We start from the raw sequence: 21,919 nt of genomic DNA, 5'->3' as shown, positions 1-21,919 counted from the left end.
TACCGCTAGGCGTGTTGCACAAAAGTGAGGCGCACCGCAAAACCGATCAGAAGACTGCCGAACAACCACTGCTGCATACGCTGCGCCGAGCGATTACGCGCCAGCCAATGGCCGATGCGCGCACCCGTCAGGGCATAACAACAGTCGAAGGCGAAACCGACGCTCACCAGCATCACCCCCAACCACGCAAACTGCATTGCCACCGGCCCAGCCTGCGGGTTGATGAATTGCGGCAGCAATACCGAGCAGAACAACAGCGCCTTGGGGTTGAGCAGGTTGGTGAGCAGGCCGCGTTGAAACGCCGTGCGCCAGGCATGCAGCGTTGGCGGCGTGTTCGCGTTGGCGAGGGACGGCAGCATATTCGCGCGCAAGCATTGAACCCCCAGCCATAGCAGATAGGCCGCGCCGCCCAGGCGCACCACATCGAATGTCCACGGCGCCACTTTGAACAAGGTCGCCAGGCCCATGCCTGCCAGCGCCACATGGCACGCCCGGGCAATCCCCAGCCCGATCGCCGTGGTCAGCGCGAGGGCCTTGCCCTGGCGTGCGCCGGTCTGCAGCAACAGGATCATGTCCGGCCCCGGCAACAGATACGCCACCGACAGGGCCATCAAAAACAACCAGAGTTCCGCCATGTTCCACCCCCGTATTTGGTCGACTGATTCTAGGGCGCGAGGGCGGGGCAGGTGCTTGCGTAATACGCCAGAAAAGCGTCTAGTCTTGGCATTCTCTGCCACTGAATAAGCTACCGGCCATTCACTTATGCCAACTCTCAAACTCGATACGTTTGATCGCAAGATTCTCGAGGCCCTGCAACGCGACGGCCGCCTGAGCAACGTGCAACTGGCCGACGAAATCGGCCTGTCTGCCTCACCGTGTCTGCGGCGTGTGCGCCTGCTCGAAGAGGCCGGCGTGATTCGCGGCTACCAGGCCACGCTCGACCGCGATGAAGTGGGGCTGGGCATGATGGTATTTGTCGGGGTGAAAGTGGAGCGGCATAACGACACCGAGGCCAACGCCTTTCGCGAGGCGGTCACTGCGCTGCCCGAGGTGATCTCGGCATTCCTGGTCTCGGGCGAGTCGGACTTTCTGCTGCAGGTGGTGGTACCGGACTTGCGTGGCTATGAGCGGTTCGTCACCGGCAGCCTGCTGAAGCTGCCGGGCGTGAGGGATATCCGCAGCAACTTCGCGATCCAGACCGTGAAAACGCCGGGGGCGTTGCCGCTCGGGCATTTGCCAGGCTAATGATCCGTAGGCGTCGGGGTGCCAGCGATGAGGCCTGCGAATTTCATGCAGTGTTCAAGACCGTCATCGCCGGCAAGCCGGCTCCTTAGGATTTTTCAGGTCCACCAGTAGCGCACGAGGTGGAAGAAGATCGGCGCGGCAAAACACACCGAATCCAGCCGATCCAGCATGCCGCCGTGCCCTTCGATCATGTGCCCCCAGTCTTTCACGCCGCGGTCGCGCTTGATCGCCGACATCACGATGCCGCCGGCAAAGCCCAGCAGGTTGATCAGCAATGCGATCAAAAACGACTGCCACGGGTTGAACGGCGTGGTCCACCACAGCGCGGCGCCGATCAGCGAGGAGAGCAAAACCCCGCCGATAAACCCTTCAACGGTCTTGGACGGCGACAGGTTGGGCGCGATCTTGTGCTTGCCGAACAGCTTGCCGCACACGTACTGCAGCACGTCCGAGAGTTGCACCACGATCACCAGGTAGGCGATCAGCAAGAGGTTGCGGCCCTCATAGCCAGGGATGTCGAGGGTCAGCAGGGCCGGAACGAACGACACGCAGAACACCGCGATCATCAGGCCCCACTGCACCTTCGAGGCGCGCTCCAGGAAGTGCGTGGTGTCGCCGCCAAGGGAGGCGAGGATCGGCAGCAGCAGGAACACGTACACCGGGATGAAGATCGAGAACAGCCCGTACCAGTCCGAGTAGATCAACAGGTATTGCAGCGGCAGGGCCAGGTAGAACGCGGCCACCAGGGCCGGGTAGTCGCTGCGGCGGGTAGGCGTGAGGGTGAGGAATTCGCGCAGGGCGTAGAACGAGACCGCGTAGAACAGCAGGATCACCGCGCCGGTACCGAGCCAGAAGGCGATGCCGATCACGACCACCATCACCCACCAGGCGTTGATGCGCGCGTTGAGGTTCTCGATCACCGCATTCGGCGTGCCACGCGTGCGCAGTTTGAGGACCAGGCCGATCAGCGAGGCGAGTACCAGGATCGCGCCGATCCCGCCGAACAACATCAGGGTTTGGCTATCCATCTCAGGAATGCTCCGGGGCAAGGGCGAGCAGAGCATCGCGGGTACGGGCGAGGAACGCGGCTTTGTCTTCGCCTTCGGCCAATTGCAGCGGGGCGCCGAAGCTGGTGGTGCACAGCAGAGGCAGCGGCAGCACGCGGCCCTTGGGCATGACGCGGTTGAGGTTGGCGATCCACACCGGGATCAACTCGGCCTGTGGGTAACTTTTCGCCAAGTGATACAGGCCGCTTTTGAACGGCAACAGGCCGTCTTCCAGATTGCGTGTGCCTTCGGGGAAGATGATCAACGAGTCTCCACCCTCCAGCGCATCGAGCATGGGCTGCAAGGGGTTATCCACAGGGTCCTTGCGCTCGCGGTCGATCAGCACGCCATTGAACACGCGGTTGATGATGTAGCGGCGTACTGCGCTTTTGTTCCAGTAATCGCTGCCGGCTACCGGGCGCGTGAATTTGCGCAGGTTTTGCGGCAACGACGCCCACAACAGCACGAAATCGCCGTGGCTGCTGTGGTTGGCGAAGTAAATGCGCTGCACCGGCACCGGCGCGCAGCCCAGCCACAGGCTGCGGGCGCCGGTGACGGTGCGGGCCATGGAGGTAATCAGCGTGGCGACCACGGGTTCGAACATGGGGATTCCTTATCCGGCGAAGGGCAGCCAGGGGCTGGCGAGGATCACGGCGAGGGTCAGCAGCGCTTGCGCGCCCAGCAGCCAGGCTTGTTTGCGCAGCAGTTTGAGGGCGCCGCGACGGCGCTCGGTCCAGGGGCGGCCCGCGCGCTTGGCCGATTGCAGGCCAAGGGTTTGCAGGGCGTGGTCGAGGTCTGCGGTGCGATCGGTGTCGCGGGCGAGCAGCGCGAAGAGGTCGGCATCAAAGGCCACGCGCAGTGCCCAGTACTTTTGCAGCAGCCCGAGGATAATCATCCACAGGCTGAGCAGCAGGCAGATGGTCGAAATACTCGCCATCAACAACTGGGCCAAGCCGAATAACACACCGACCACGGTCAGGCCTGTGGATAACTGATCCAGCGAACGACCACGGCGTAGCAGGCTGGCGACGACCTGCAATTCCATATCAGCGGGCATGGGGCAAACCCTCCAGAGCTTTACGGTGAGCGGGGTGCAGGACTACACGGGTACGCGCTGCACGAATAATAGCCAGCGCGTCATCCACCGTGGCCGCGCGGCCGCTGTGCAGCAGCCAGGCAGCGACGGCGGTGGCGCTGCGTGAGTAGCCGAGGGCGCAGCACACCAGCAGCGGCCCGTTCTGGCGCAGACGTTCGATGGCGTGTGCGGCTTGCAGGCATTGTTCGGGCGTCGGTGCGATCAGGTCCAGCACGGGCACATTCTGATAAGCGCGGCTCTGTGGATTAATCGGCAATTCGGCGCACAGGTCGACAATGGCCTTGAACGACTCTTGCTCGTCGGTGCTGGGAATCCTGCCGAGCCAGACGTTATCCACAATCAGATCAGGCTGTGGATGTTTGCGTGTCCACAGTCGTGAATTGACCCACGCGCCCGCGAGGTAAGGCGCGTACAGCCAGCGGGCGGCGGGTGTGAGCCGGCCATCGGCGCGTTTCTGGAAGCCTGCAGCACCGAGCACGAAGTAATTGGCCTTGACCAGGGCTAATGAAACCGCTGGCCACAGCAGCCACAACCAACCGCCGCCCAGCCCAAAGGCCAGGATGACCAACACCAGGGCGCCGAGGCCGTAGCGCGCGCCCAACCGCCAGCGCTTCGGGTCTCGCGTCAGCCGCGCATTCAATAGCGGGCTGGGGTGCTCCAGCGGCCACAACCACACGCACAGCCAACCGGCGAGGGCGCCTGTGGGTAAGTCGATAAAGTGGTGTTGATAAGTGGTCAGCACTGAAATCCCGATCAACGCGAACCAGCCATGCACCACCCAGCGCCAGAAGCCCTGCGTATGGCGTTGGTACATGACCCACAGGATCACCAGCAGCGCGATGTGCAGCGAGGGCGCCTGGTTGAACGGCTTGTCGAACCCCGCCAGCACGGCGAACAGCCAGCCAAACACGCCGTCCAGTTCCGGGCGTTCGAAGGTGAAGCGCAGCGGCCAGATCAGGAAGCAACTCACCGCGATGACCTGCGCCGTCAACAGGCGCAGGGCATGTTGCTTGAGTTCGTGACGGCTGTTGGGCAGCAACAGCGAGAAACCGTAGAGCAGGTCGATGGACCAGTAGGGCACGATGGTCCAGGCCCAGAAGGGCATATGGGTTTCCCAGTCGAACACCAGCGTGCCGACGTCGCTGCGCTGGCTGGTGACCCAGGTGGCGAAGCCATAGGTACTGAAAAACAGCGGCGCCAACAGCAGCAGCCATAGCACCGCTGGCTTTAACAGGCCGGGTTCGCGCATGTTCAGATCTTCTGTGCCAGGGACACGGTAAAGATGCCCCACTCGTCCACACGCTGGGTGATCTTGCGGAAACCGGCGGCTTCCACCAATTGGTCCATTTCCGCCTGGCTGCGGCGGCGCATCACCCAGGCCTGGCCCTGGCGATGGCTGGTCAGCGCACGGGCGATCAGTTCCAGCTGCGGGTGCCACGGCTGGCCGGTGTAGACCAGATAACCGCCAGGCTCCACGGCCTCGGCGAGGCCCGCCAGTGAGCCGCCGACCATGCCGTTGTCGGCAAACAATTCATACAGCCCGGACACCACCGCCAGCGTCGGCTTGGGGTCCAGTGCGGCCAGGTCCAGTCGGTCGAACGCATCGCCTTTGATGAACTGCGCGATATCTCCCAGGCCCTTCTCGCGGATCAGGGCGCCACCGTCGCGCACGTTGATGTCGCTGTAGTCGCGCAGCAGGATCGACTCCGGCAGCGGCGACACACCCTGCAAGGCTTCCAGGATGTAGCGGCCGTGGCCGGCGGCGATGTCGACGATGCGCACTTCGCGCTGCTGATCGCGTAGCCGGGTCATGGCCAGGCGCAGCAGTTCTTCGACATTCAACTTGCGCTGGCGAATGCCACGCCAGCCGATGGAGTTGAGGTAATTGGTGTCGATCATCCGCCCCAGCCCGCCTTTGCCGGTGGGCTTATTGCGGTACACGTAATCCAGGGTACTGCCGGAGTCGAAGCCGGTGTCGAAACCGAGTTTCACCCCGTCCGACAGGTTCTTGCCCAGACCCATGCTGGCGCGGGTCAGGCGCCAGTACAGGTCGCGCAGGGAATTGCGCGGCAGCGGCGCGGCGAGGGCTTCGGACTCGGCGCAGGTGGCACCCAGCTTGTCGGCGTCCAGCAGGCAAGCGCGGTCCAGCGGCTGGGTGAAATTCTGCAGGATAAAGCGCCGGGCACTGCTCACGGCCACCGCGCGGTCGCGTTCGCCAAGGGTGTCGTGGAAGAAACCGGGAAGGATATGCAGCTCTTTTTTCAGGCTGCCAAGGCGGTCGAAAAACTGCTGCTGGGGTTTGCGGTGCACCACAAAGTCGGAGCCGGAGATCAACAGTTGGGTCGGCACCTGGATCGCCTGGGCATCGGCCACGACGCGGTCGGCCGCTTCGTACAGGCCAAGCAGCACATTGACCGAGATGGCCTTGGTGATCAGCGGGTCGCTGTCGTAGGACGCCACGCGCTCAGGGTCATGGCTGAGGAACTTGGCCTTGACGTAGCTGTTGACGAAAAAGTTGCCGCGAAACTTGCGCATCAGCGCCAGCCCTGGCCGTGCGAACGGCACGTACAGCTTGACCTTGAACGCCGGCGAGGCGAGTACCAGCGCGCGGATTTTCGGCGCGTAGTCATGCACCCAAGTGGCTGCGATAACCGCGCCGACGCTTTGCGCGACCACCGCGAAGTTTTCTTCCTCGATGCTGTAAGCCGCGCCGATATGCTCGCAGAAGGTCTGCACGTCGCGGGCGCTGGTGGCGAAGCTCGGGCTGTCGCCGCGCGCGCCCGGTGATTGACCGTGGCCGCGGGCGTCCCAGGCGAAGAAGTCGAATTGCGGCAGGTCGAGTTCATCCACCAGGTGCGCGATGCGCCCCGAATGTTCATGACCGCGATGGAACAGCAGGATCGCCTTGCGCGGCTTATCGCCCGCAGGCGCAGTAGCCGGCCAGTGCCGATAGAAAAGCTCGACGCCATCATGGGTACTGAAGGTGTGCTCTTGCTGTTCGCGCATCGCAAAAATCCTTATGCAATCGGTGGAGTATCTGAGTGTTCCTTGAGGCCCTGGCGCACCCGGTTGACCAGGGTGTAGGCGAGCAGGGCGGCGACCAGCCACATCACGGTGTCGACCCAGCCCGCGCCGAGCCAACCCAGTGCAACACCGGTGGCCAACACGCCGAGGACGAAGGCCCGGTCACTCTTGCCCATCGGCCCGTCATAGCGGCGCGACGCACCGACCATGGGCCCGAGCACGCCGGCGTATTCGCTGAATACCGCCAGCAGCGCCACCAGCAGCACCGGCGCCAGGCTCACGCCGGGGATCAGCGCGAAGGGGAGGATCAGCGCGCTGTCGGCGATGACGTCGCACAGTTCATTGAGGTAGGCGCCCAGGCGAGACTGCTGGCCAAATTCACGCGCGAGCATGCCGTCGATGGCGTTGAGGGCCATGCGCAGGATCATCCACAACGGGATCAGCGCAAACAGCCACCGGTGTTGAGCGAAGCTGGCGATCAGCAGGCCGACCAACAGGGAAACCACGCCGGCCAGGACGGTGATCTGGTTGGCGGTGGTGCCGTTGTCGTAGAGGCGCTGCACGAGGGGGCGCAGCAGGTTTTGAAAACGCGGCTTGAGCTGATAGATCGAAATCATGGGGAGTGACGCTTCCTTGTCCGTGAGCCCGCGAAAAACTGGTTTGGAGTGTGCCGATTATTCATGGCCTGCACCAGTGATGGCGCGTGTTTATGGGGGGGGTGTCACGCTATCGAAGGCGTCGCCGGACAAATCAGCGAGCGGGCCGGTCCGCGAATGCGGTGGGTAAGGGTGAACAGCGATAACTGACAGACCGCCATCGTGGGCAAGCCCACTCCCGCAGGGGGTTTACACGGGTTTCGAACAAAAATTTCACGCTGCGTGTTATATCGTAACGAATTGTGTACAACTGGGCGTTAAGTAGATGCAAGTGGATCTAGAGGCTGACGGCGCTTCGGTGGAAGGCCTGCCGCGTTTTCAGCAAGGGCTGTTCCATGCCCGTCGATTGCGCCAAGCCGGCATCAGCCTGACGGCCCTGGCCGTTGCCGGTTGGGTGCTGGCGCTGTTTGTCGCGCTGTTTGCGCCGCTATCGATCTGGCCGGTGGTGTTGATCAACTGTGCGTCGGCGCTGCTGGTGCTGGTGGCCGGGTTGCAGTCGGCGTGGTGGGTCGCCGATTGGCGTGCCCAGGCGCTGGAAGAACCGGTGGCGGCGTTAACCGAACAGCCCGACGAGCCCGTCACCTGGCATCGAAGCCTGGCCAACCGCCTGGGCAGTGGCCTGCTGGCCCAGATCGGTGCGCCGGTGTTGTGGCTGTGCGGTTGGGCGCTGCTGGCGCTGGTGAGTGTTATCGAGTTCTGGAACCTGGCGCTGCCCGCCGCGGCGGTGGGGCAGTCGGCCAGTGTCGGTGCCGCGCTCGGCTTGGCACTGGCGTTTGGTCTGCTGGTGTTCGAGCGGCGCCTGGCTCAGGAAACCGCCACGCAATGGCCGGAAGCCGCGCAATTGGCACAGTTGAGCCGGGTGGCGATTGTGTGCCTGGTGGTCAGCGCGATCTGCCTGCTGTTTGCCGGCGCAGCGTCTGTCTGGCCGCTGCGCCTCGCCACACTGATCGGACTGTTGCCCGCCCTGGTGGCGCTGGAGTTTCTGCTTCGGGCCGTGCTGTCGCTGTTCAGCCCGCGCCAACCGCGCCTTGAACCGCGCTTGATGGCGCAGAACTTTATTGCCGATCTGCTGCGCTGGCCGCCGCAACCGTTACTCGCCTTGCAGCATGAACTGCACAACCGCTTCGGCATCGACCTGCGCCAGATCTGGGCGTTTACCTACATGCGCCGTGCATTCTTCCCGGTGCTGCTGGTGGTGCTGGCTGTCGGCTGGATACTGACCGGCGTGCATGAAGTGCCGCTGCAGGGGCGTGGGATTTATGAACGCTTTGGCAAGCCCGTCGAGGTGTTCGGGCCCGGCCTGCATGCCGGTCTACCCTGGCCGTTAGGCCGTGTCATCAACGTGGAAAATGGCGTGGTGCATGAGTTGGCCACCAGCGTCAGCGAAGCGGCTGCGCCGGAACTGGCGCCTGCCGAGGGCCCGGCGCCGTTGATCGCCAATCGGTTGTGGGACGCCAGCCATGTGAATGACAAATCCCAGGTGATCGCCAGCAGCAGCGGCGACAAGCAGAGCTTCCAGATCGTCAATATGGATGTGCGGTTTGTCTACCGCATCGGCCTCACCGACCAGGCCGCGCTGGCCGCCACCTACCACAGCGCGGACGTGCCGACCCTGATTCGCAGCACCGCCAGCCGTATCCTGGTCCACGACTTTACCTCGCGCACTCTCGACGAATTGCTCGGCGAGCAACGCACTCGCCTCGCTGACGAAATTGGCAGCGCGGTGCAGGCGGACCTGCAAAAACTCGACAGCGGCGTGGAAATCCTCGCCACGGTCGTGGAAGCCATCCACCCACCGGCCGGTGCCGCCAATGCCTACCACGGCGTGCAAGCCGCGCAGATTGGCGCCCAGGCCCTGATCTCTCGCGAGCGCGGTGCCGCCAGCGAACAGACCAACCAGGCCTTGCTGCAAGCCAGTACTGCGCACGACCAGGCGCTGGCCAGCGCGCGTGAAGTGAATGCCGGGGCCCAGGCGGCCGACCTGCGCTTCGCCGCCGAGCAAAAGGCCTACGCCACGGCCGGCCAGGCCTTTGTGCTGGAGCAGTACCTCGGCCAACTCAGCCAGGGCCTGGCCCACGCCAAGCTGCTTATTCTGGATCACCGCCTGGGTGCCGATGGCGCGCCGACGATCGATCTGCGTTCTTTTACCTTACCGGCCGATCCTTCGGTGCCGCGTAAAGCCGTTCAATAAGGAGTCTGTCTGTTGAGCGCTCATTCTCACGATCATCATCATGGCCATCATCACCACGCTCATCATGGTGATGAACACGCGGCAGGCCCGTTCCCCTGGCGGCGCATGGCCTGGGCGGTGCTGCTGGTGCTGTTTGCCGTAGCGGCGGCCAGCCTGGTGCAGGTGCGTTCCGGTGAAGCCACGGTGATTACCCGCTTCGGCAACCCGTCGCGGGTATTGCTGGAGCCGGGCCTGGGCTGGCGCTGGCCGGCGCCGTTCGAAGCGGCGATCCCGGTGGACCTGCGCCTGCGCACCACGTCCAGTGGCTTGCAGGATGTAGGCACCCGCGACGGCCTGCGCATCATCGTGCAGGCCTATGTGGCGTGGCAGGTGCAGGGCGATGCCGACAATGTGCAGCGCTTCATGCGCGCGGTGCAGAACCAGCCGGATGAAGCGGCGCGGCAGATTCGCACCTTTGTCGGCTCGGCGCTGGAGACCACGGCCGCCAGTTTTGACTTGTCGAGCCTGATCAATACGGATGCCAGCCAGGTGCGCATTGCCGATTTCGAGGCTCAGTTGCGCCAGCAGATTGATCAACAATTGCTCACTACTTATGGCGTGCGCGTGGCCCAGGTCGGCATCGAGCGGCTGACGTTGCCGTCGGTCACCCTCACCGCGACGGTCGACCGCATGCGTGCCGAACGCGAAACCATCGCGACCGAACGCACCGCCGTGGGCAAGCGTGAAGCGGCGCAGATCCGTTCCGCCGCCGAGCGTGATGCGCGCATCGTGCAAGCCGATGCCACGGTGAAAGCGGCTGACATCGAAGCACAGTCGCGCGTCGAAGCGGCGCAGATCTATGGGCGTGCCTACGCCGGCAACCCGCAGCTGTACAACTTGCTGCGCTCGCTGGATACCTTGGGCACCGTCGTGACGCCGGGTACCAGGATCATCCTGCGCACCGACGCGGCGCCGTTCCGTGCATTGGTGGACGGGCCGAAGGACGTCCAGCCATGATCGAGCGTGGCAGCCCGGACAGCCCGTGGATCCAGGCTGGGCGCCTGACCTTTCTGGCGCTGTACGCGGTGACGGTATTGGCGGCATTGGCCTGGGCGTTTTCCAATGTGCGGCAGATCGACCCGCAGAACCGAGCCGTGGTGTTGCACTTCGGCGCGCTGGATCGCATCCAGAATGCCGGCTTGTTGCTGGCCTGGCCGCAGCCGTTCGAGCAAGTGGTGCTGTTGCCGGCGGCGGATCGCGTGATCGAGCGGCGCGTGGAGAATCTGCTGCGTTCCGATGCTGCGATCCAGGCCGACCGCGTGGCCAGTTTCGCCACCCCGTTGAGCGACGCACTGGCCGGCTCCGGCTACCTGCTGACCGGCGATGCCGGCGTGGTGCAGCTGGATGTGCGGGTGTTCTACAAAGTCACCGAGCCCTATGCGTTTGTGTTGCAGGGCGAGCATGTGCTGCCGGCGCTGGACCGCCTGGTGACCCGCAGCGCGGTGGCCCTGACCGCCGCGCGTGACTTGGACACGATCCTGGTGGCGCGCCCGGAACTGATCGGCACCGACAACGGCGCCGCGCAACGGCGCGAAAGGCTGCGTGGAGACCTGGTGCAAGGCATCAACAAGCGCCTCGCGGAGTTGACTTCCACTGGCCTGGGATTGGGCATCCAGGTCACCCGCGTCGACGTGCAATCAAGCCTGCCGGGCCCGGCGGTAAATGCCTTCAACGCCGTGCTCACCGCCAGCCAGCAGGCCGACAAAGCCGTGGCCAATGCGCGTACCGACGCGGAAAAACTCACCCAGACCGCCAACCAGGAGGCCGACCGCCTGGTGCAGGTCGCCCATGCCCAGGCCAGCGAACGCCTGGCCAATGCGCAGGCGCAGACTGCTACTGTCGCGAGCCTGGCCCAGGTGAAAGACCCCGGCTTGCTGCTGCGTTTGTACCGCGAGCGGCTGCCGAAGATTCTCGGCCAGGCCGGCGCTGTGACCACCGTCGATCCTAAAGACGACTCCCGCTTGATCATCCAGGGAGCCGAACAATGAGCGCACCCATGTTGACCTCCGCCGAGCAGCGCAGCGCCGCCCGGCAATTGACCCTGGCGATGCTCGCCCTGGGTTTGCTGGTGCTGGGCCTGGTCTGGCGCTGGCTGGCGCCGGACCAGGGTGGCGTCAGTCAATTGCTGCTCGGCGCGGCGTCCTTGCTGGTCGCTGTGCCGGTAATGCGTTCGGCCTGGTACAGCCTGCGCTTCCCCAGCCTGCATGGCATCACCGACCAGTTGATCGCCCTCGCGATGATGGGGGCGTGGGCCACCGGTGACCTGCTGACCGCCGCACTGCTGCCGATCATCATGATTTTCGGGCACGTGCTGGAGGAGCGCAGTGTGATCGGCTCCCAGGAGGCGATCCACGCCCTGGGTAAATTGACGCGCAGCCATGCACGTCGGGTGCACGCCGATGGCAGCATCCATGAGGTGGATAACGGCACGCTGAACCCCGGCGATATCGTTGAAGTGCGCGCCGGTGACCGCGTGCCGGCCGATGGCGTGGTGCTGTCGGGCCAGGCCAGCCTGGACACGGCGCCGATCACTGGCGAGTCGGTGCCGCTGGAGGCCCATGTCGGCGTCCAAGTGTTTGGTGGCGCGATCAACCTCGACGGCCTGTTGCGTTTGCAAGTGACCCGCACCGGCAATGAGTCGACGCTGGGCAAGGTCATTGCGCTGATGCAGAACGCCGAGCGTTCCAAGCCGCCGATCACGCGGCTGCTGGAGCGTTACGCCGGCAGCTACATGGTGCTGGTGCTATTGCTGGCGGCGGTGACCTGGTTTGTGACCAATGACGCCCAGGCGATGTTGGCTGTGCTGGTGGCGGCGTGCCCGTGTGCGTTGGTGTTGTCGGCCCCCGCCACGGCGATTGCCGGGATTGCCGTGGCGGCACGGCATGGGATTCTGATTCGCAGCTCGGCCTTCCTCGAAGAGTTGGCGGACCTGACCTCGCTGGTGGTCGACAAGACCGGCACCCTGACCTTTGGCACCTTGCGCTTGCAGTCCATCGAGAGCGCATCGATGGATCGCCAGGCGCTGCTCAACCTGGCGGCCAGCCTCGGCTCGGCCAGCAGCCACCCGGTCAGCCGCGCGTTGGCGGAACTGGCGACGCCGGAACAACGGCTGGCGCTCAGCGATATCCGCGAGCGCCAGGGCCTGGGCGTGGTGGCACAGACCGAACAGGGCGAGGCGGCGCTGGGGCGTCCGGAGTTGTTCGAGCAATTGGGTATCGTCGCGACGCCTGTTCCTGACCACGACGGCCCGATTGCCGGGCTGGCGCTGAAGGGGCAATTCGTCGCCTGGCTGTTGCTCGCCGACAGCGTCAAGCCCGAAGCCCGCCAGGCGCTGCAGGAACTGCGCGACCTCGGCCTGGGCCGCCAACTGCTGCTGACCGGCGACCGCCAAAGTGTGGCCGACAGCCTGGCGCTGGACGTGGGCATCAGTGATGTCGAAGCCCAGGCCCTGCCGGAAGACAAGCTCAACCGCGTGCTCGGCGAGATCGACAGCGGCTTTCGGCCCATGGTGGTGGGCGACGGCATCAACGATTCCCTGGCGCTCAAGGCCGGTGTGGTCGGCGTGGCCATGGGCGCGGGCGGCGCGGATATCGCGCTGGCCTCGGCGGATGTGGTGTTGATCGGCAGCGACCTGCGGCGGCTGGGCACCTGCGTGCGCTTGAGTCGCCAGTGCCGGTACACGTTGCAGGTCAACGTGATCATCGGCCTGGGCTGGACGCTGGCCATCGTGGTGTTTGCCGCCTTCGGCTGGCTGGGCGCCGCCGGGGCCATGATTGCGGCGGTGCTGCACAACCTCAGCACCTTGCTGGTACTGGGCAATGCCGGGCGTTTGCTGCGGTTTCAGGAGCCGCTGCTGAAGCTTGAGGAATAATTTCCGAATTATTTTCGTAGCGCTGTAACGCCGGCAGGGGGCCTCACTCTAGTGGTGTGTCGAGACTGAACAATCCGTTCAGACCGACTCCACTACCGATCATGAGGACTACAAAATGAACATTAAATCCGCTGCTGCCGGTGCCGCTCTCGCCATGGCCGCCGCTACGATGTTTGCCGGTGTTGCTACCCAGGTCCAAGCCGCAGACGCCTCGGTTCATTGCTATGGCGTCAACGCCTGCAAAGGCCAGAACGACTGCAAAACCAAGGACCATGCGTGCAAAGGCCAGGGTTCTTGCAAAGGCCAGGGCTTCCTCTCCATGAGCAAGGCCATGTGCGACCAGAAAGGCGGCACCGTCGGCGAGTAACCGGCAACCGAGTGCAACCGCAGCGGCTGCCTCCCACCGCTGCGGACACTTTTACCTTGGAGTGTCCTATGCCCACTTCTCTTGCGAGCCTCGGTTACGGCCTGGGCTTACGCAGCGAGTACTACCAGCAGATCCTCGAACAATCGCCGCCGGTGGATTGGTTCGAAGTGATCTCCGAAAATTACCTGGTGCAGGGCGGCAAAGCCCTGTACTACCTGGACGCAATCGCCGAGCGTTATCCGCTGGTGATGCACGGCGTGTCCCTGTCCATCGGCGGGCCGCATGCCCTTGATATCGATTACCTGAAGCAGCTCCACGCCCTCGCCGAACGCATCCAGCCGGCGTGGATTTCCGATCATCTGTGCTGGAGCCGCGGCAGCGCGCACCAACTGCATGACCTGCTGCCGTTGCCCTACACCGAAGAAAGCCTTTACCACGTGGCCGCCCGCGTGCGGCAGGTGCAGGATGTTCTGCAGCGCCCGCTGGTGCTGGAAAACGTCTCCAGCTATGTGCGCTCGAAGGCCGATGAATTTACCGAGTGGGAATTCCTCAACGCGCTGACGCACTTGTCGGGGTGCCAATTGCTGCTGGACGTCAACAACGTCTACGTCAGCTCGCGCAACCACGGGTTCGACGCCTGGACCTTCATCCGCAACCTGCCGCCTGCGAGCATTCGCCAACTGCACCTGGCCGGGCATATGGACTACGGCGATTATGTCGTCGATACCCATGACCAACCGGTATGTGATCCGGTGTGGGCGCTGTACCAGCAGACGTTGGAGCACCTGGGGCCGGTCTCGACGCTGTTGGAGCGCGATGATCATTTCCCGCCGTTCGACGTGTTGCTCACCGAGTTGGACAAGGCTCGCGCGTTGGGTGCTAGCGCCCTGGCCCGGAGATCGTTATGCGCCTGACCGATTGGCAGCTGGCGTTTGAACAGCATGTGTTATCTGAAGCCCCGCTGGCCAACAGCAGCTTTGCCGCCACTTTGCTGGGTGGGCCGACGCTGGACGTGGACACGGGCCTGGCGATTTATCACAACGCCTACCTGTCACGACTGCAGGACGTGTTGCGGCATGACTTCGGCGCCATCCGATATTGGCTTGGGGACGATGAGTTCGCCGCGCTGACCGAGGCCTACGTGCGGCGTTATCCGTCGGCCCATTACAGTTTGCGTTGGCTGGGCGAGCGGTTCCCGGCGTTTATCCTCGAGCACCTGGTGGCCGAACAGAGTGCGCCGCTGGCCGAGCTGGCGCGCTTGGAATGGGCATTCACCCTCGCATTCGATGCGCCATCAGGGCTGCCGCTGACCCTCGACGACATGGCATCGTTGCCGCCTGAAGCCTGGCCGGCGCTGCAGGTCAGTCTGGCGCCCTCGGTGCAGCAGTTGCTCTGCCACTTCAATACGCTGGCGCTCTGGCGGGCCAGCAAGGAGGAGTCCGCCTTCCCGCCCAGCCAGGCGTTGGCGTTGGCGCACATCTGCCTGGTGTGGCGTCATCAGAATGTGTGCCATTACCGCAGCCTGGAGCCGGCAGAAGCCTGCGCGCTGGCCGGTATGGTGACCACCGGCTGGAATTTTTCAGAACTGTGCGAGCAGCTGCAGGTCACTTATGCAGAGGGAGCCCCATTGCAAGCGGTCACGTGGCTTAAACAGTGGATCCAGGACGGTTTGCTCGAGCGCCGAGCCCCATAGAAGAACGCTATCAAATCGATAGCCTCCTACTTTGTCTTCGGATGGTCTACCCTCACACCAGACGTCTGAAACAAGGGGGGACTACTCATGCTCGCGCAACTTCCACCGGCCTTACAGAATCTTCAGCTACCGCTGCGTCTTCGACTCTGGGATGGCCATGAATTCAACCTGGGTCCCGATCCCAGTGTGACCATCGTGGTGAAGGACCCCACGGTTGTCTCCAAGCTCACCCATCCCACGCTCGATTCATTGGGCGCAGCCTTTGTCGAGGGCAAACTGGAGCTGGAAGGCTCCATCAGCGAAGTGATCCGGGTGTGTGATGAATTGAGTCACGCCCTGATCGATGACGACGAGGGGAGTCGTCCGGTGCGCTCGATCCACGACAAGGCTACTGACGCAGCGGCGATTTCCTACCACTACGACCTGTCCAACGAGTTCTACCAGCTGTGGCTGGATCAGGACATGGCGTATTCCTGCGGTTATTTCGAAACCGGCAGCGAGTCCATCGACCAGGCCCAACAAGACAAATTTCGCCATCTGTGCCGCAAGCTACGCCTGCAGCCGGGCGAGTATCTGCTCGACGTCGGCTGCGGTTGGGGCGGGTTGGCGCGGTATGCCGCGCGGGAGTTCGGCGTCAAAGTATTTGGCATTACCCTGAGCAAGGAGCAGTTGGCGCTGGCCCGGGAACGGGTCAAGGCCGAGGGGCTGGAAGAGCAGGTCGACCTGCAACTCCTGGATTACCGCGACCTGCCCCAGGATGGCCGTTTCGACAAAGTGGTCAGCGTGGGGATGTTTGAACACGTCGGCCATGCCAACCTGGCGGAATACTGCAAGACCCTGTTCGGCGCGGTGCGCGAAGGCGGCCTGGTGATGAACCACGGCATTACCGCCAAGCACACCGACGGTCGACCTGTGGGCCGTGGCGCCGGTGATTTTATCGAACGTTATGTCTTCCCCAACGGCGAGTTGCCGCACCTGGCGATGATGACCGCCGAAATCAGTGAGGTCGGGCTGGAAGTGGTCGATGTGGAAAGCCTGCGCCTGCATTACGCGCGCACGCTGGACCACTGGAGCGAGCGGTTGGAAGACAACCTGGAAGCAGCGGCGAAGATGGTGCCGGACCAGGCGCTGCGTATCTGGCGGCTGTACCTGGCCGGTTGCGCCTATGCGTTCGCACGCGGCTGGATCAACCTGCACCAGATCCTCGCGGTCAAGCCGCACGCCGATGGCAGCCATGAACTGCCGTGGACGCGGGAAGATATCTACCGCTGAAATACAATCACGACAACTGCGGTGATCTAAATGTGAGAGCGGGCTTGCTCGCGAAAGCGCTTTATCAGTGACTCATCGAGGACTGATGTACCGCCTTCGCGGGCAAGCCCGCTCTCACATGGATCGCGTATTGATCGCTAGAGAATCGGTGAAATAAGCCGCGCCACTCGCATGCCCAGTTGTTGCAGGCGGCGGGTTTCGCGGCTTTCTTCCTGGCTGACTTCATGGGCCAGGGCGAAGTCGTCGAGCAGCATCTGTTCCACTTGCTGGGCGAAGGCTTCGTCGACCGTGAGCAACATCACTTCGAAATTCAACCGGAACGAGCGGTTGTCCATGTTCGCACTGCCGATGGCGCTGATCTCGCTGTCGACCAACACCACCTTCTGATGCAAAAAGCCTGGCGTGTAGCGGAATACACGAACCCCGGCGCGTACCGCTTCGATCGCATACAGGCTGGACGCTGCGTAGACGATGCGGTGGTCGGGGCGCGACGGCAGCAGCAGGCGCACATCCACCCCACGCAGCACCGCCAGGCGCAACGCGGCAAACACGGCTTCGTCGGGGATGAAATACGGGCTGGTGATCCACACGCGCTCGGTCGCCGCATGGATGGCCTCGACGAAAAACAGCGAGCAGGTTTCATACGGGTCGGCCGGGCCGCTGGCGAGCAATTGGCAGAGCACACCGTCTTCCGGGTAGGCGTCCGGCAGGATCAGCGGCGGCAACTCGCGCGCGGCCCAGAACCAGTCTTCGGCAAACGACTCCTGCAGGCATGCAACCACCGGCCCGGTGACCTGCACATGGGTATCGCGCCACGGCGCCAGCGGCGGCTTTTTGCCGAGGTATTCGTCGCCGACGTTATGCCCGCCGACAAACCCGGTGACGCCATCCACCACGACGATCTTGCGGTGGTTGCGGAAGTTGACCTGGAAGCGATTGAGCCAGCCGCTGCGGGTGGCGAAGGCCTTGACCTTGACACCGGCGTCGCGCAGCGATTGCACATAGTGATGGGGCAGGGCGTGGCTGCCGATGCGGTCGTAGAGCACGTGAATATCCACGCCCTCGGCGGCCTTGGCTGTCAGCAAGATGTGCAGTTGGCGGCCCAACTCATCGTCGTGAATGATGAAGAACTGGAACAGCACGGCCGTCTTCGCGCGGCGGATGGCGTCGAAGATCGCGCTGAACGTAGCCTCGCCATTGATCAGCAAGCGCACCTCGTTGTTTGCCAGGCACGGCATGCGGCCCAACTTGGGCATGGCGCGCAGCGAGGCGTAGGCGCTGGAGTTGCGCGCGGCCAGGGCTTCCTCGACCCACGGGCGCCAGTTCAGCTCAGTGATCGCGGTGTGCATTTCCTGGTTGGCCTGGCGCCGCGCCTGGATGTAGGCGTCGAAGGTGCTGCGGCCGAAAATCAGGTAGGGAATCAGCGTCAGGTAGGGCATGAACATCAGCGACAAGGCCCAGGCGATCGAGCCTTGGGCGGTCCTGACGGTCAGCACCGCGTGGATCGCGGCGAGGGTCCCGAGAAAGTGCAGCGTGGCGATGAAGTAGGCGAGCAGGTGCGGGCCAAAAAAATCCATGGACGACATGACTCCAGACAATCCAGTGCCTAACAGACCATGAACGGCTGCGAATGTCGCTATTTTATTTGCCGTGCAACACTGGCACTTTTGCGGCGTCTAACGCCCACAATTGCCCAGGAGTTACCCGATGAATGCTCGTCTGCTTGGTTTGGCCATGGTTATTGGTGTGTCGCTGCCCGTGGCGGCGCAGGCGCAGATGCTGGCGCCGGGCTTGTGGGAATTGACCACCAGCAACATGAAAGTCGATAACCAGGACCTGCCGGACCTGTCGTTGATCCTCGGTCAGCTCAAGCAACAGATGACCCCCGAACAACGCGCGATGCTGGAAAAACAAGGCATCACCATGGCCGGCAAAGGCGTGCAGGTGTGCCTCACGCCGGCGCAAGTCGCCTCTGACTCGATCCCCCTGACCGACCCGCAATCGGGCTGCAAACAGGAAGTGACCGACAAGACCGGCAACCAGTGGAAATTCCGCTTCAGCTGCCCGAAAGCCCAGGGCACTGGCGTCGCAACCTTCCAGAGCCAGAAAGAATTCACCACCACCGTCAACGGTACCTTCAATGCCACCGGCATCCAGCAGAAGGGCAGCCTGGACAGTCATGCGCAGTGGCTCGGCAACGATTGCGGTACGGTCAAGCCCCGCGCTTAACGCAGGAAATGCAGCGGCAAGCCCTGGCAGCTGTCGACCACCTGGCCTTTGTGCCAGGCCAGGTGGCCAGACACCAACGTGGTGCTGACGCTGTGGCGAAAGCGCCGCTCGGCAAACGGCGTCCAGCCGCAGCGGGCCAGGATCGGCTCGTCGCTGACCGGCTTGCCTGCAGGTTCGGGTTTGATCAGCACCAGGTCGGCCCAATACCCTTCACGTAAATAACCCCGATCCGGGATGGCGAACAAGTCGGCGACGCGGTGGCTGGTTTTCGCCACCAGGGTGGTCAACGGCAGCAGCCCGTCGGCGACCAATTCCAGCAGCGCCGGCAGCGCGTGCTGCACCAGCGGCAGACCCGCTGGCGCGTCCCGGTACCCCAGCTGCTTTTGCGCCCAGGTATGCGGCGCATGGTCAGTGCCAATCACATCCAGGCGATCACTCAACAAGGCCCGGCGCAGGGCGTCGCGGTCGGCGCGAGTCTTGATCGCCGGGTTGCATTTGATCTGGTGGCCAAGGCGGTGATAGTCGCGGTCATCGAACAGCAGGTGGTGCACGCAGACTTCCGCCGTGATGCGCTTTTGCGCGAGGGGCAGGTCTTCAAACAGTTCCAACTCTCGGGCGCTGGTCAGGTGCAGTACGTGCAAGCGCGTACCCAAGCGCCTGGCCAACTCCACGGCAAAGGAAGACGAGCGATAACACGCCTCGGCATCGCGGATCAGCGGGTGGGCAACCGCCGGGATCTTGTCCCCGAAGCGCTCGCGCAGGCGCTGTTCATTGGCCTGGATGCTCGGCGTGTGTTCGCAATGGGCGAGGAGCAGGGTGGGCACCTCGGCAAACAGTCGCTCCAGAACCTTCGGGTCGTCTACCAGCATGTTGCCGGTGGAGGCGCCCATGAACACTTTGACCCCGGCCACTTCGCGCGGATCGAGCGCGGCAACGGTGTCGAGATTGTCGTTGCTCACGCCGAAGTGAAAGCCGTAGTTGGCCACCGAGTGCAGGGCCGCGCGGCGCTTTTTATCGGCCAGGGCTTCCAGGGTCAGCGTGGCCGGGTTGGTGTTGGGCATGTCCATGAAACTGGTGATGCCACCGGCCACGGCTGCGCGGGACTCGCTGTAGAAACTGCCTTTGTCCGGTGCGCCAGGCTCGCGGAAATGCACTTGGTCATCGATCATGCCCGGCAGCAGCCACTGGCCTTGGGCGTCAATGGCCACCGGCGCATTGCAGCCCTCGATGCTGGCGGCGATCTTCTCGATGCGGCCGTTGGCAAGCAGCACGTCGGCGTCGAATTCCTGGCCCTCATTCACCAGGCGGGCGTTGCGGATCAGCAGGCGGCTCATGGTTCAGAACTCGTTTTGCAAGGCTTTATAGCCGCGCACCAGGTCGACGTTGGTACGCGCCACGTCTTCGGAAAACTCCGAGGCGCTGATGCTGACCGGCGGGAATTGCGACAGGTCGGTGTTGGGCCCGATGCGCGTGGTGGAGGGCACGTAAAACGCGGCGGGCAAGTCGCGGCCGTCGACCACCGAGTTGTGGCGCACTACGCAGCCGTCGCCCACGGCGCAATTGAACAGCACGCTGTTGAAGCCGATGAACACACGGTCGCCGACGGAGCAGGGGCCGTGGACGATGGAGCGGTGTGCAATCGAGGTGAACTCGCCGATGGTCACCGCCGCGCCGGACTTGGAGTGGATGACCACGCCGTCCTGGATGTTCGAGTTGGCGCCGATGGTGATCGGATCCATCGCGCCGCTGGCGTCGACTTCGTCGGCGCGGATCACGGCGTAGGGGCCGACGAACACGTTCTCACCGATGATGACCTTGCCGCAGATGATTGCGGTCTTGTCGACGTAGGCCGATTCGGCGATCACCGGCAGATCGCCGGAAGGGTTCTTGCGGATCATGCAGCGGGCTCCGTAATGATGTGAACGTAATGACCGTCGATGGCGTTGTAGAAACAGGTCGGGCGGCCGGTGTGGCAGGCCGGGCCTTGCTGGTCGACGATCAGCAGCACTGCGTCGCCGTCGCAATCGAGCCGCGCTTCCACCAGCTGCTGCCAGTGGCCGGACGACTCGCCTTTGCGCCACAGCTGCCGGCGCGAGCGCGACCAGTAGCAGACCTGCCCGGTGGCCAGGGTTTCGGTGAGGGCCTGGCGGTTCATCCAGGCCAGCATCAATACCTCGCCGCTGCCGTGTTGCTGGGCAATGGCGGCAATCAGCCCATCGCTGTTCCACGCCAAGGCATCGAGCACCGGATCGAGTGGAAAGCGGCTGCCGAGGGCAGCCTCTTCCAGTTCGAGCATGCTCACGGTCATGGCTTGCCCAGGGCGGCGCACAGGGTGTTGAGGTTGTATTCGAACAGCCCGGTGAAGGTGCTGGCCGGGCCTTCGGCGGCCAGGGCATCGGAGTACAGCGTGCCGCCGATCTGCGCGCCGCTTTCGTCAGCGATCTGCTTGAGCAGGCGCGAGTCCTTGATGTTTTCCATGAACACCGCCTTGACCTTGTCTTTGCGGATCTGGGTGATCAGCGCAGCGACTTCGGCAGCCGACGGTTCACGCTCGGTGGACAAGCCTTGGGGCGCGAGGAACTCGATGCCATAGGCCTGGCCCAGGTAACCGAAGGCGTCGTGGGAGGTGACGATGCGGCGGTTGCCCGGCGGCAGTGCGCCGAACTTGGTCTTGGCTTCGGCCAGCAGGCGGTAGATTTCTTTCAGGTAGGCCTGGCTGTTGCGCAGGTAGTCGGCCTTGTTGGCCGGGTCGGCCGCGACCAAGGCCTTGGTGATGTTGTTCACGTAGATTTCGGCGTTGGCCAGGTTGTGCCAGGCGTGCGGGTCGGGGATGGTTTCGCCGTCTTCTTCCATGGTGTGGGAAATCACGCCCTTGCTGGCGGTGACCACGGTGGCCTTGGTTTCGGTGCTGGTCACCAGGCGGTCCAGCCAGGGTTCGAAGCCCAGGCCGTTCTTGATGATCAGCCTGGCCTTGAGCAGCGCCTTGGCGTCGTCCGGAGTGGGCTCGTAGGTGTGGGCGTCGGAATCCGGGCCGACCATGTTGCTGATCTGGATGTGATCGCCACCGATCTGGTGGGTGATGTCATCGAGAATACTGAAACTGGTAACCACCTGGAGTTTGTCAGCGGCCTGGGCCGTCGATAACGACAGCACCAGACTGAACAGCACGAGTAGAGCGCGCATCGGGAAA

Annotated in this window: 22 protein-coding genes; 10 read left to right on the top strand and 12 right to left on the bottom strand. The window is 63.6% G+C overall.

The window, feature by feature from the left end; genetic code table 11:
• Positions 1–5: 5 nt before the first annotated feature.
• Positions 6–635, bottom strand: a complete 630-nt coding sequence (locus tag QMX97_RS00470; protein WP_065902661.1) for a LysE family translocator — start codon at positions 633–635, stop codon at positions 6–8.
• A 127-nt stretch (positions 636–762) separates the two neighbouring features.
• On the opposite strand from QMX97_RS00470, the gene QMX97_RS00465 reads away from it, so the two are divergent.
• Positions 763–1,245: an Lrp/AsnC family transcriptional regulator gene (locus QMX97_RS00465; RefSeq protein WP_065902660.1), complete on the top strand. Its 483-nt coding sequence runs from the start codon at positions 763–765 to the stop codon at positions 1,243–1,245.
• 95 nt (positions 1,246–1,340) lie between these two features.
• On the opposite strand, the gene QMX97_RS00460 is transcribed toward QMX97_RS00465, so the two are convergent.
• The 6 genes from QMX97_RS00460 to QMX97_RS00435 are packed head-to-tail and all read right to left on the bottom strand — an operon-like array spanning position 1,341 to position 7,028.
• Positions 1,341–2,273, bottom strand: coding sequence for a phosphatidate cytidylyltransferase (locus tag QMX97_RS00460; RefSeq protein ID WP_065902659.1), 933 nt, complete (start codon positions 2,271–2,273; stop codon positions 1,341–1,343).
• A gap of 1 nt (position 2,274) precedes the next feature.
• The gene (locus QMX97_RS00455; RefSeq protein ID WP_065902657.1) at positions 2,275–2,895 is read right to left on the bottom strand and encodes a lysophospholipid acyltransferase family protein; all 621 of its coding nucleotides are present in this window, start codon (positions 2,893–2,895) and stop codon (positions 2,275–2,277) included.
• 9 nt (positions 2,896–2,904) lie between these two features.
• A complete protein-coding gene (locus QMX97_RS00450; RefSeq protein WP_282395558.1) occupies positions 2,905–3,348 on the bottom strand; it encodes a hypothetical protein in 444 nt (147 codons plus the stop codon).
• Positions 3,338–4,636: a phosphatase PAP2/dual specificity phosphatase family protein gene (locus QMX97_RS00445; RefSeq protein ID WP_282395557.1), complete on the bottom strand. Its 1,299-nt coding sequence runs from the start codon at positions 4,634–4,636 to the stop codon at positions 3,338–3,340. Before QMX97_RS00445 ends, QMX97_RS00450 begins: the two co-directional genes overlap by 11 nt.
• 2 nt (positions 4,637–4,638) lie before the next feature.
• Positions 4,639–6,393 carry a bifunctional alpha/beta hydrolase/class I SAM-dependent methyltransferase gene (locus tag QMX97_RS00440; protein ID WP_282395556.1) on the bottom strand — a complete coding sequence of 585 codons (1,755 nt, stop codon included), beginning with the start codon at positions 6,391–6,393 and terminating at the stop codon, positions 4,639–4,641.
• Between the two features lie 11 nt (positions 6,394–6,404).
• Positions 6,405–7,028: a CDP-alcohol phosphatidyltransferase family protein gene (locus QMX97_RS00435; RefSeq protein ID WP_282395555.1), complete on the bottom strand. Its 624-nt coding sequence runs from the start codon at positions 7,026–7,028 to the stop codon at positions 6,405–6,407.
• A 304-nt stretch (positions 7,029–7,332) separates the two neighbouring features.
• Here QMX97_RS00435 and QMX97_RS00430 point away from each other — a divergent pair, with 304 nt between their 5' ends.
• From QMX97_RS00430 to cfaB, 8 genes are all read left to right on the top strand, one after another.
• On the top strand, positions 7,333–9,258 hold the full coding sequence (locus QMX97_RS00430) for a protease modulator HflK (RefSeq protein ID WP_282395554.1): 1,926 nt from the start codon (positions 7,333–7,335) through the stop codon (positions 9,256–9,258).
• Between the two features lie 12 nt (positions 9,259–9,270).
• A complete protein-coding gene (locus QMX97_RS00425; RefSeq protein ID WP_065902646.1) occupies positions 9,271–10,254 on the top strand; it encodes a protease modulator HflC in 984 nt (327 codons plus the stop codon).
• Positions 10,251–11,285 (top strand): protease modulator HflK, encoded by a 1,035-nt coding sequence (locus QMX97_RS00420; protein WP_106805591.1) that lies wholly within the window; start codon positions 10,251–10,253, stop codon positions 11,283–11,285. The genes QMX97_RS00425 and QMX97_RS00420 overlap by 4 nt, the downstream gene beginning before the upstream one ends.
• Complete coding sequence (locus tag QMX97_RS00415) at positions 11,282–13,168, top strand: cation-translocating P-type ATPase (protein WP_282395551.1); 1,887 nt, start codon at positions 11,282–11,284, stop codon at positions 13,166–13,168. The genes QMX97_RS00420 and QMX97_RS00415 overlap by 4 nt, the downstream gene beginning before the upstream one ends.
• Before the next feature lie 115 nt (positions 13,169–13,283).
• Positions 13,284–13,535 (top strand): hypothetical protein, encoded by a 252-nt coding sequence (locus QMX97_RS00410; protein ID WP_065902641.1) that lies wholly within the window; start codon positions 13,284–13,286, stop codon positions 13,533–13,535.
• 68 nt (positions 13,536–13,603) lie between these two features.
• Entirely contained in the window at positions 13,604–14,449 is an 846-nt protein-coding gene (locus QMX97_RS00405; RefSeq protein ID WP_282395550.1) for a DUF692 domain-containing protein, read from the top strand.
• The gene (locus tag QMX97_RS00400; protein ID WP_282395549.1) at positions 14,440–15,228 is read left to right on the top strand and encodes a DNA-binding domain-containing protein; all 789 of its coding nucleotides are present in this window, start codon (positions 14,440–14,442) and stop codon (positions 15,226–15,228) included. Before QMX97_RS00405 ends, QMX97_RS00400 begins: the two co-directional genes overlap by 10 nt.
• 87 nt (positions 15,229–15,315) lie before the next feature.
• Positions 15,316–16,500 (top strand): C17 cyclopropane fatty acid synthase CfaB, encoded by a 1,185-nt coding sequence (gene cfaB, locus QMX97_RS00395; RefSeq protein WP_282395548.1) that lies wholly within the window; start codon positions 15,316–15,318, stop codon positions 16,498–16,500.
• Between the two features lie 137 nt (positions 16,501–16,637).
• Here cfaB and cls read toward each other — a convergent pair whose 3' ends face one another.
• On the bottom strand, positions 16,638–18,077 hold the full coding sequence (cls, locus tag QMX97_RS00390) for a cardiolipin synthase (RefSeq protein ID WP_282395547.1): 1,440 nt from the start codon (positions 18,075–18,077) through the stop codon (positions 16,638–16,640).
• A gap of 130 nt (positions 18,078–18,207) precedes the next feature.
• On the opposite strand from cls, the gene QMX97_RS00385 reads away from it, so the two are divergent.
• Positions 18,208–18,729 carry a DUF3617 domain-containing protein gene (locus tag QMX97_RS00385; protein ID WP_065902631.1) on the top strand — a complete coding sequence of 174 codons (522 nt, stop codon included), beginning with the start codon at positions 18,208–18,210 and terminating at the stop codon, positions 18,727–18,729.
• On the opposite strand, the gene QMX97_RS00380 is transcribed toward QMX97_RS00385, so the two are convergent.
• The 4 genes from QMX97_RS00380 to QMX97_RS00365 are packed head-to-tail and all read right to left on the bottom strand — an operon-like array spanning position 18,726 to position 21,912.
• Complete coding sequence (locus QMX97_RS00380) at positions 18,726–20,063, bottom strand: dihydroorotase (protein WP_282395545.1); 1,338 nt, start codon at positions 20,061–20,063, stop codon at positions 18,726–18,728. The genes QMX97_RS00385 and QMX97_RS00380 overlap by 4 nt on opposite strands.
• A 3-nt stretch (positions 20,064–20,066) precedes the next feature.
• Positions 20,067–20,627, bottom strand: coding sequence for a DapH/DapD/GlmU-related protein (locus QMX97_RS00375; RefSeq protein WP_201146195.1), 561 nt, complete (start codon positions 20,625–20,627; stop codon positions 20,067–20,069).
• Positions 20,624–21,037, bottom strand: a complete 414-nt coding sequence (hisI, locus tag QMX97_RS00370; RefSeq protein ID WP_065902628.1) for a phosphoribosyl-AMP cyclohydrolase — start codon at positions 21,035–21,037, stop codon at positions 20,624–20,626. Before hisI ends, QMX97_RS00375 begins: the two co-directional genes overlap by 4 nt.
• Positions 21,034–21,912, bottom strand: a complete 879-nt coding sequence (locus QMX97_RS00365; protein WP_120450584.1) for a metal ABC transporter substrate-binding protein — start codon at positions 21,910–21,912, stop codon at positions 21,034–21,036. The genes hisI and QMX97_RS00365 overlap by 4 nt, the downstream gene beginning before the upstream one ends.
• Positions 21,913–21,919 lie beyond the last annotated feature (7 nt).

This window comes from Pseudomonas sp. PS01298 (assembly GCF_029959745.1).
Taxonomy (GTDB): domain Bacteria; phylum Pseudomonadota; class Gammaproteobacteria; order Pseudomonadales; family Pseudomonadaceae; genus Aquipseudomonas; species Aquipseudomonas aylmerensis.
Note: the sequence above shows the minus strand (reverse complement) of the source record. Positions and strands in the feature narration are given on the sequence as shown.

Excerpts from the sequence above, each read along its gene's own strand:
- QMX97_RS00470 (WP_065902661.1), bottom strand. The coding sequence starts at position 635 with ATGGCGGAACTCTGGTTGTTTTTGATGGCCCTGTCGGTGGCGTATCTG.
- QMX97_RS00465 (WP_065902660.1), top strand. The coding sequence starts at position 763 with ATGCCAACTCTCAAACTCGATACGTTTGATCGCAAGATTCTCGAGGCC.
- QMX97_RS00460 (WP_065902659.1), bottom strand. The coding sequence starts at position 2,273 with ATGGATAGCCAAACCCTGATGTTGTTCGGCGGGATCGGCGCGATCCTG.
- QMX97_RS00455 (WP_065902657.1), bottom strand. The coding sequence starts at position 2,895 with ATGTTCGAACCCGTGGTCGCCACGCTGATTACCTCCATGGCCCGCACC.
- QMX97_RS00450 (WP_282395558.1), bottom strand. The coding sequence starts at position 3,348 with ATGCCCGCTGATATGGAATTGCAGGTCGTCGCCAGCCTGCTACGCCGT.
- QMX97_RS00445 (WP_282395557.1), bottom strand. The coding sequence starts at position 4,636 with ATGCGCGAACCCGGCCTGTTAAAGCCAGCGGTGCTATGGCTGCTGCTG.
- QMX97_RS00440 (WP_282395556.1), bottom strand. The coding sequence starts at position 6,393 with ATGCGCGAACAGCAAGAGCACACCTTCAGTACCCATGATGGCGTCGAG.
- QMX97_RS00435 (WP_282395555.1), bottom strand. The coding sequence starts at position 7,028 with ATGATTTCGATCTATCAGCTCAAGCCGCGTTTTCAAAACCTGCTGCGC.
- QMX97_RS00430 (WP_282395554.1), top strand. The coding sequence starts at position 7,333 with ATGCAAGTGGATCTAGAGGCTGACGGCGCTTCGGTGGAAGGCCTGCCG.
- QMX97_RS00420 (WP_106805591.1), top strand. The coding sequence starts at position 10,251 with ATGATCGAGCGTGGCAGCCCGGACAGCCCGTGGATCCAGGCTGGGCGC.
- QMX97_RS00415 (WP_282395551.1), top strand. The coding sequence starts at position 11,282 with ATGAGCGCACCCATGTTGACCTCCGCCGAGCAGCGCAGCGCCGCCCGG.
- QMX97_RS00410 (WP_065902641.1), top strand. The coding sequence starts at position 13,284 with ATGAACATTAAATCCGCTGCTGCCGGTGCCGCTCTCGCCATGGCCGCC.
- QMX97_RS00405 (WP_282395550.1), top strand. The coding sequence starts at position 13,604 with ATGCCCACTTCTCTTGCGAGCCTCGGTTACGGCCTGGGCTTACGCAGC.
- QMX97_RS00400 (WP_282395549.1), top strand. The coding sequence starts at position 14,440 with ATGCGCCTGACCGATTGGCAGCTGGCGTTTGAACAGCATGTGTTATCT.
- cfaB (WP_282395548.1), top strand. The coding sequence starts at position 15,316 with ATGCTCGCGCAACTTCCACCGGCCTTACAGAATCTTCAGCTACCGCTG.
- cls (WP_282395547.1), bottom strand. The coding sequence starts at position 18,077 with ATGGATTTTTTTGGCCCGCACCTGCTCGCCTACTTCATCGCCACGCTG.
- QMX97_RS00385 (WP_065902631.1), top strand. The coding sequence starts at position 18,208 with ATGAATGCTCGTCTGCTTGGTTTGGCCATGGTTATTGGTGTGTCGCTG.
- QMX97_RS00380 (WP_282395545.1), bottom strand. The coding sequence starts at position 20,063 with ATGAGCCGCCTGCTGATCCGCAACGCCCGCCTGGTGAATGAGGGCCAG.
- QMX97_RS00375 (WP_201146195.1), bottom strand. The coding sequence starts at position 20,627 with ATGATCCGCAAGAACCCTTCCGGCGATCTGCCGGTGATCGCCGAATCG.
- hisI (WP_065902628.1), bottom strand. The coding sequence starts at position 21,037 with ATGACCGTGAGCATGCTCGAACTGGAAGAGGCTGCCCTCGGCAGCCGC.
- QMX97_RS00365 (WP_120450584.1), bottom strand. The coding sequence starts at position 21,912 with ATGCGCGCTCTACTCGTGCTGTTCAGTCTGGTGCTGTCGTTATCGACG.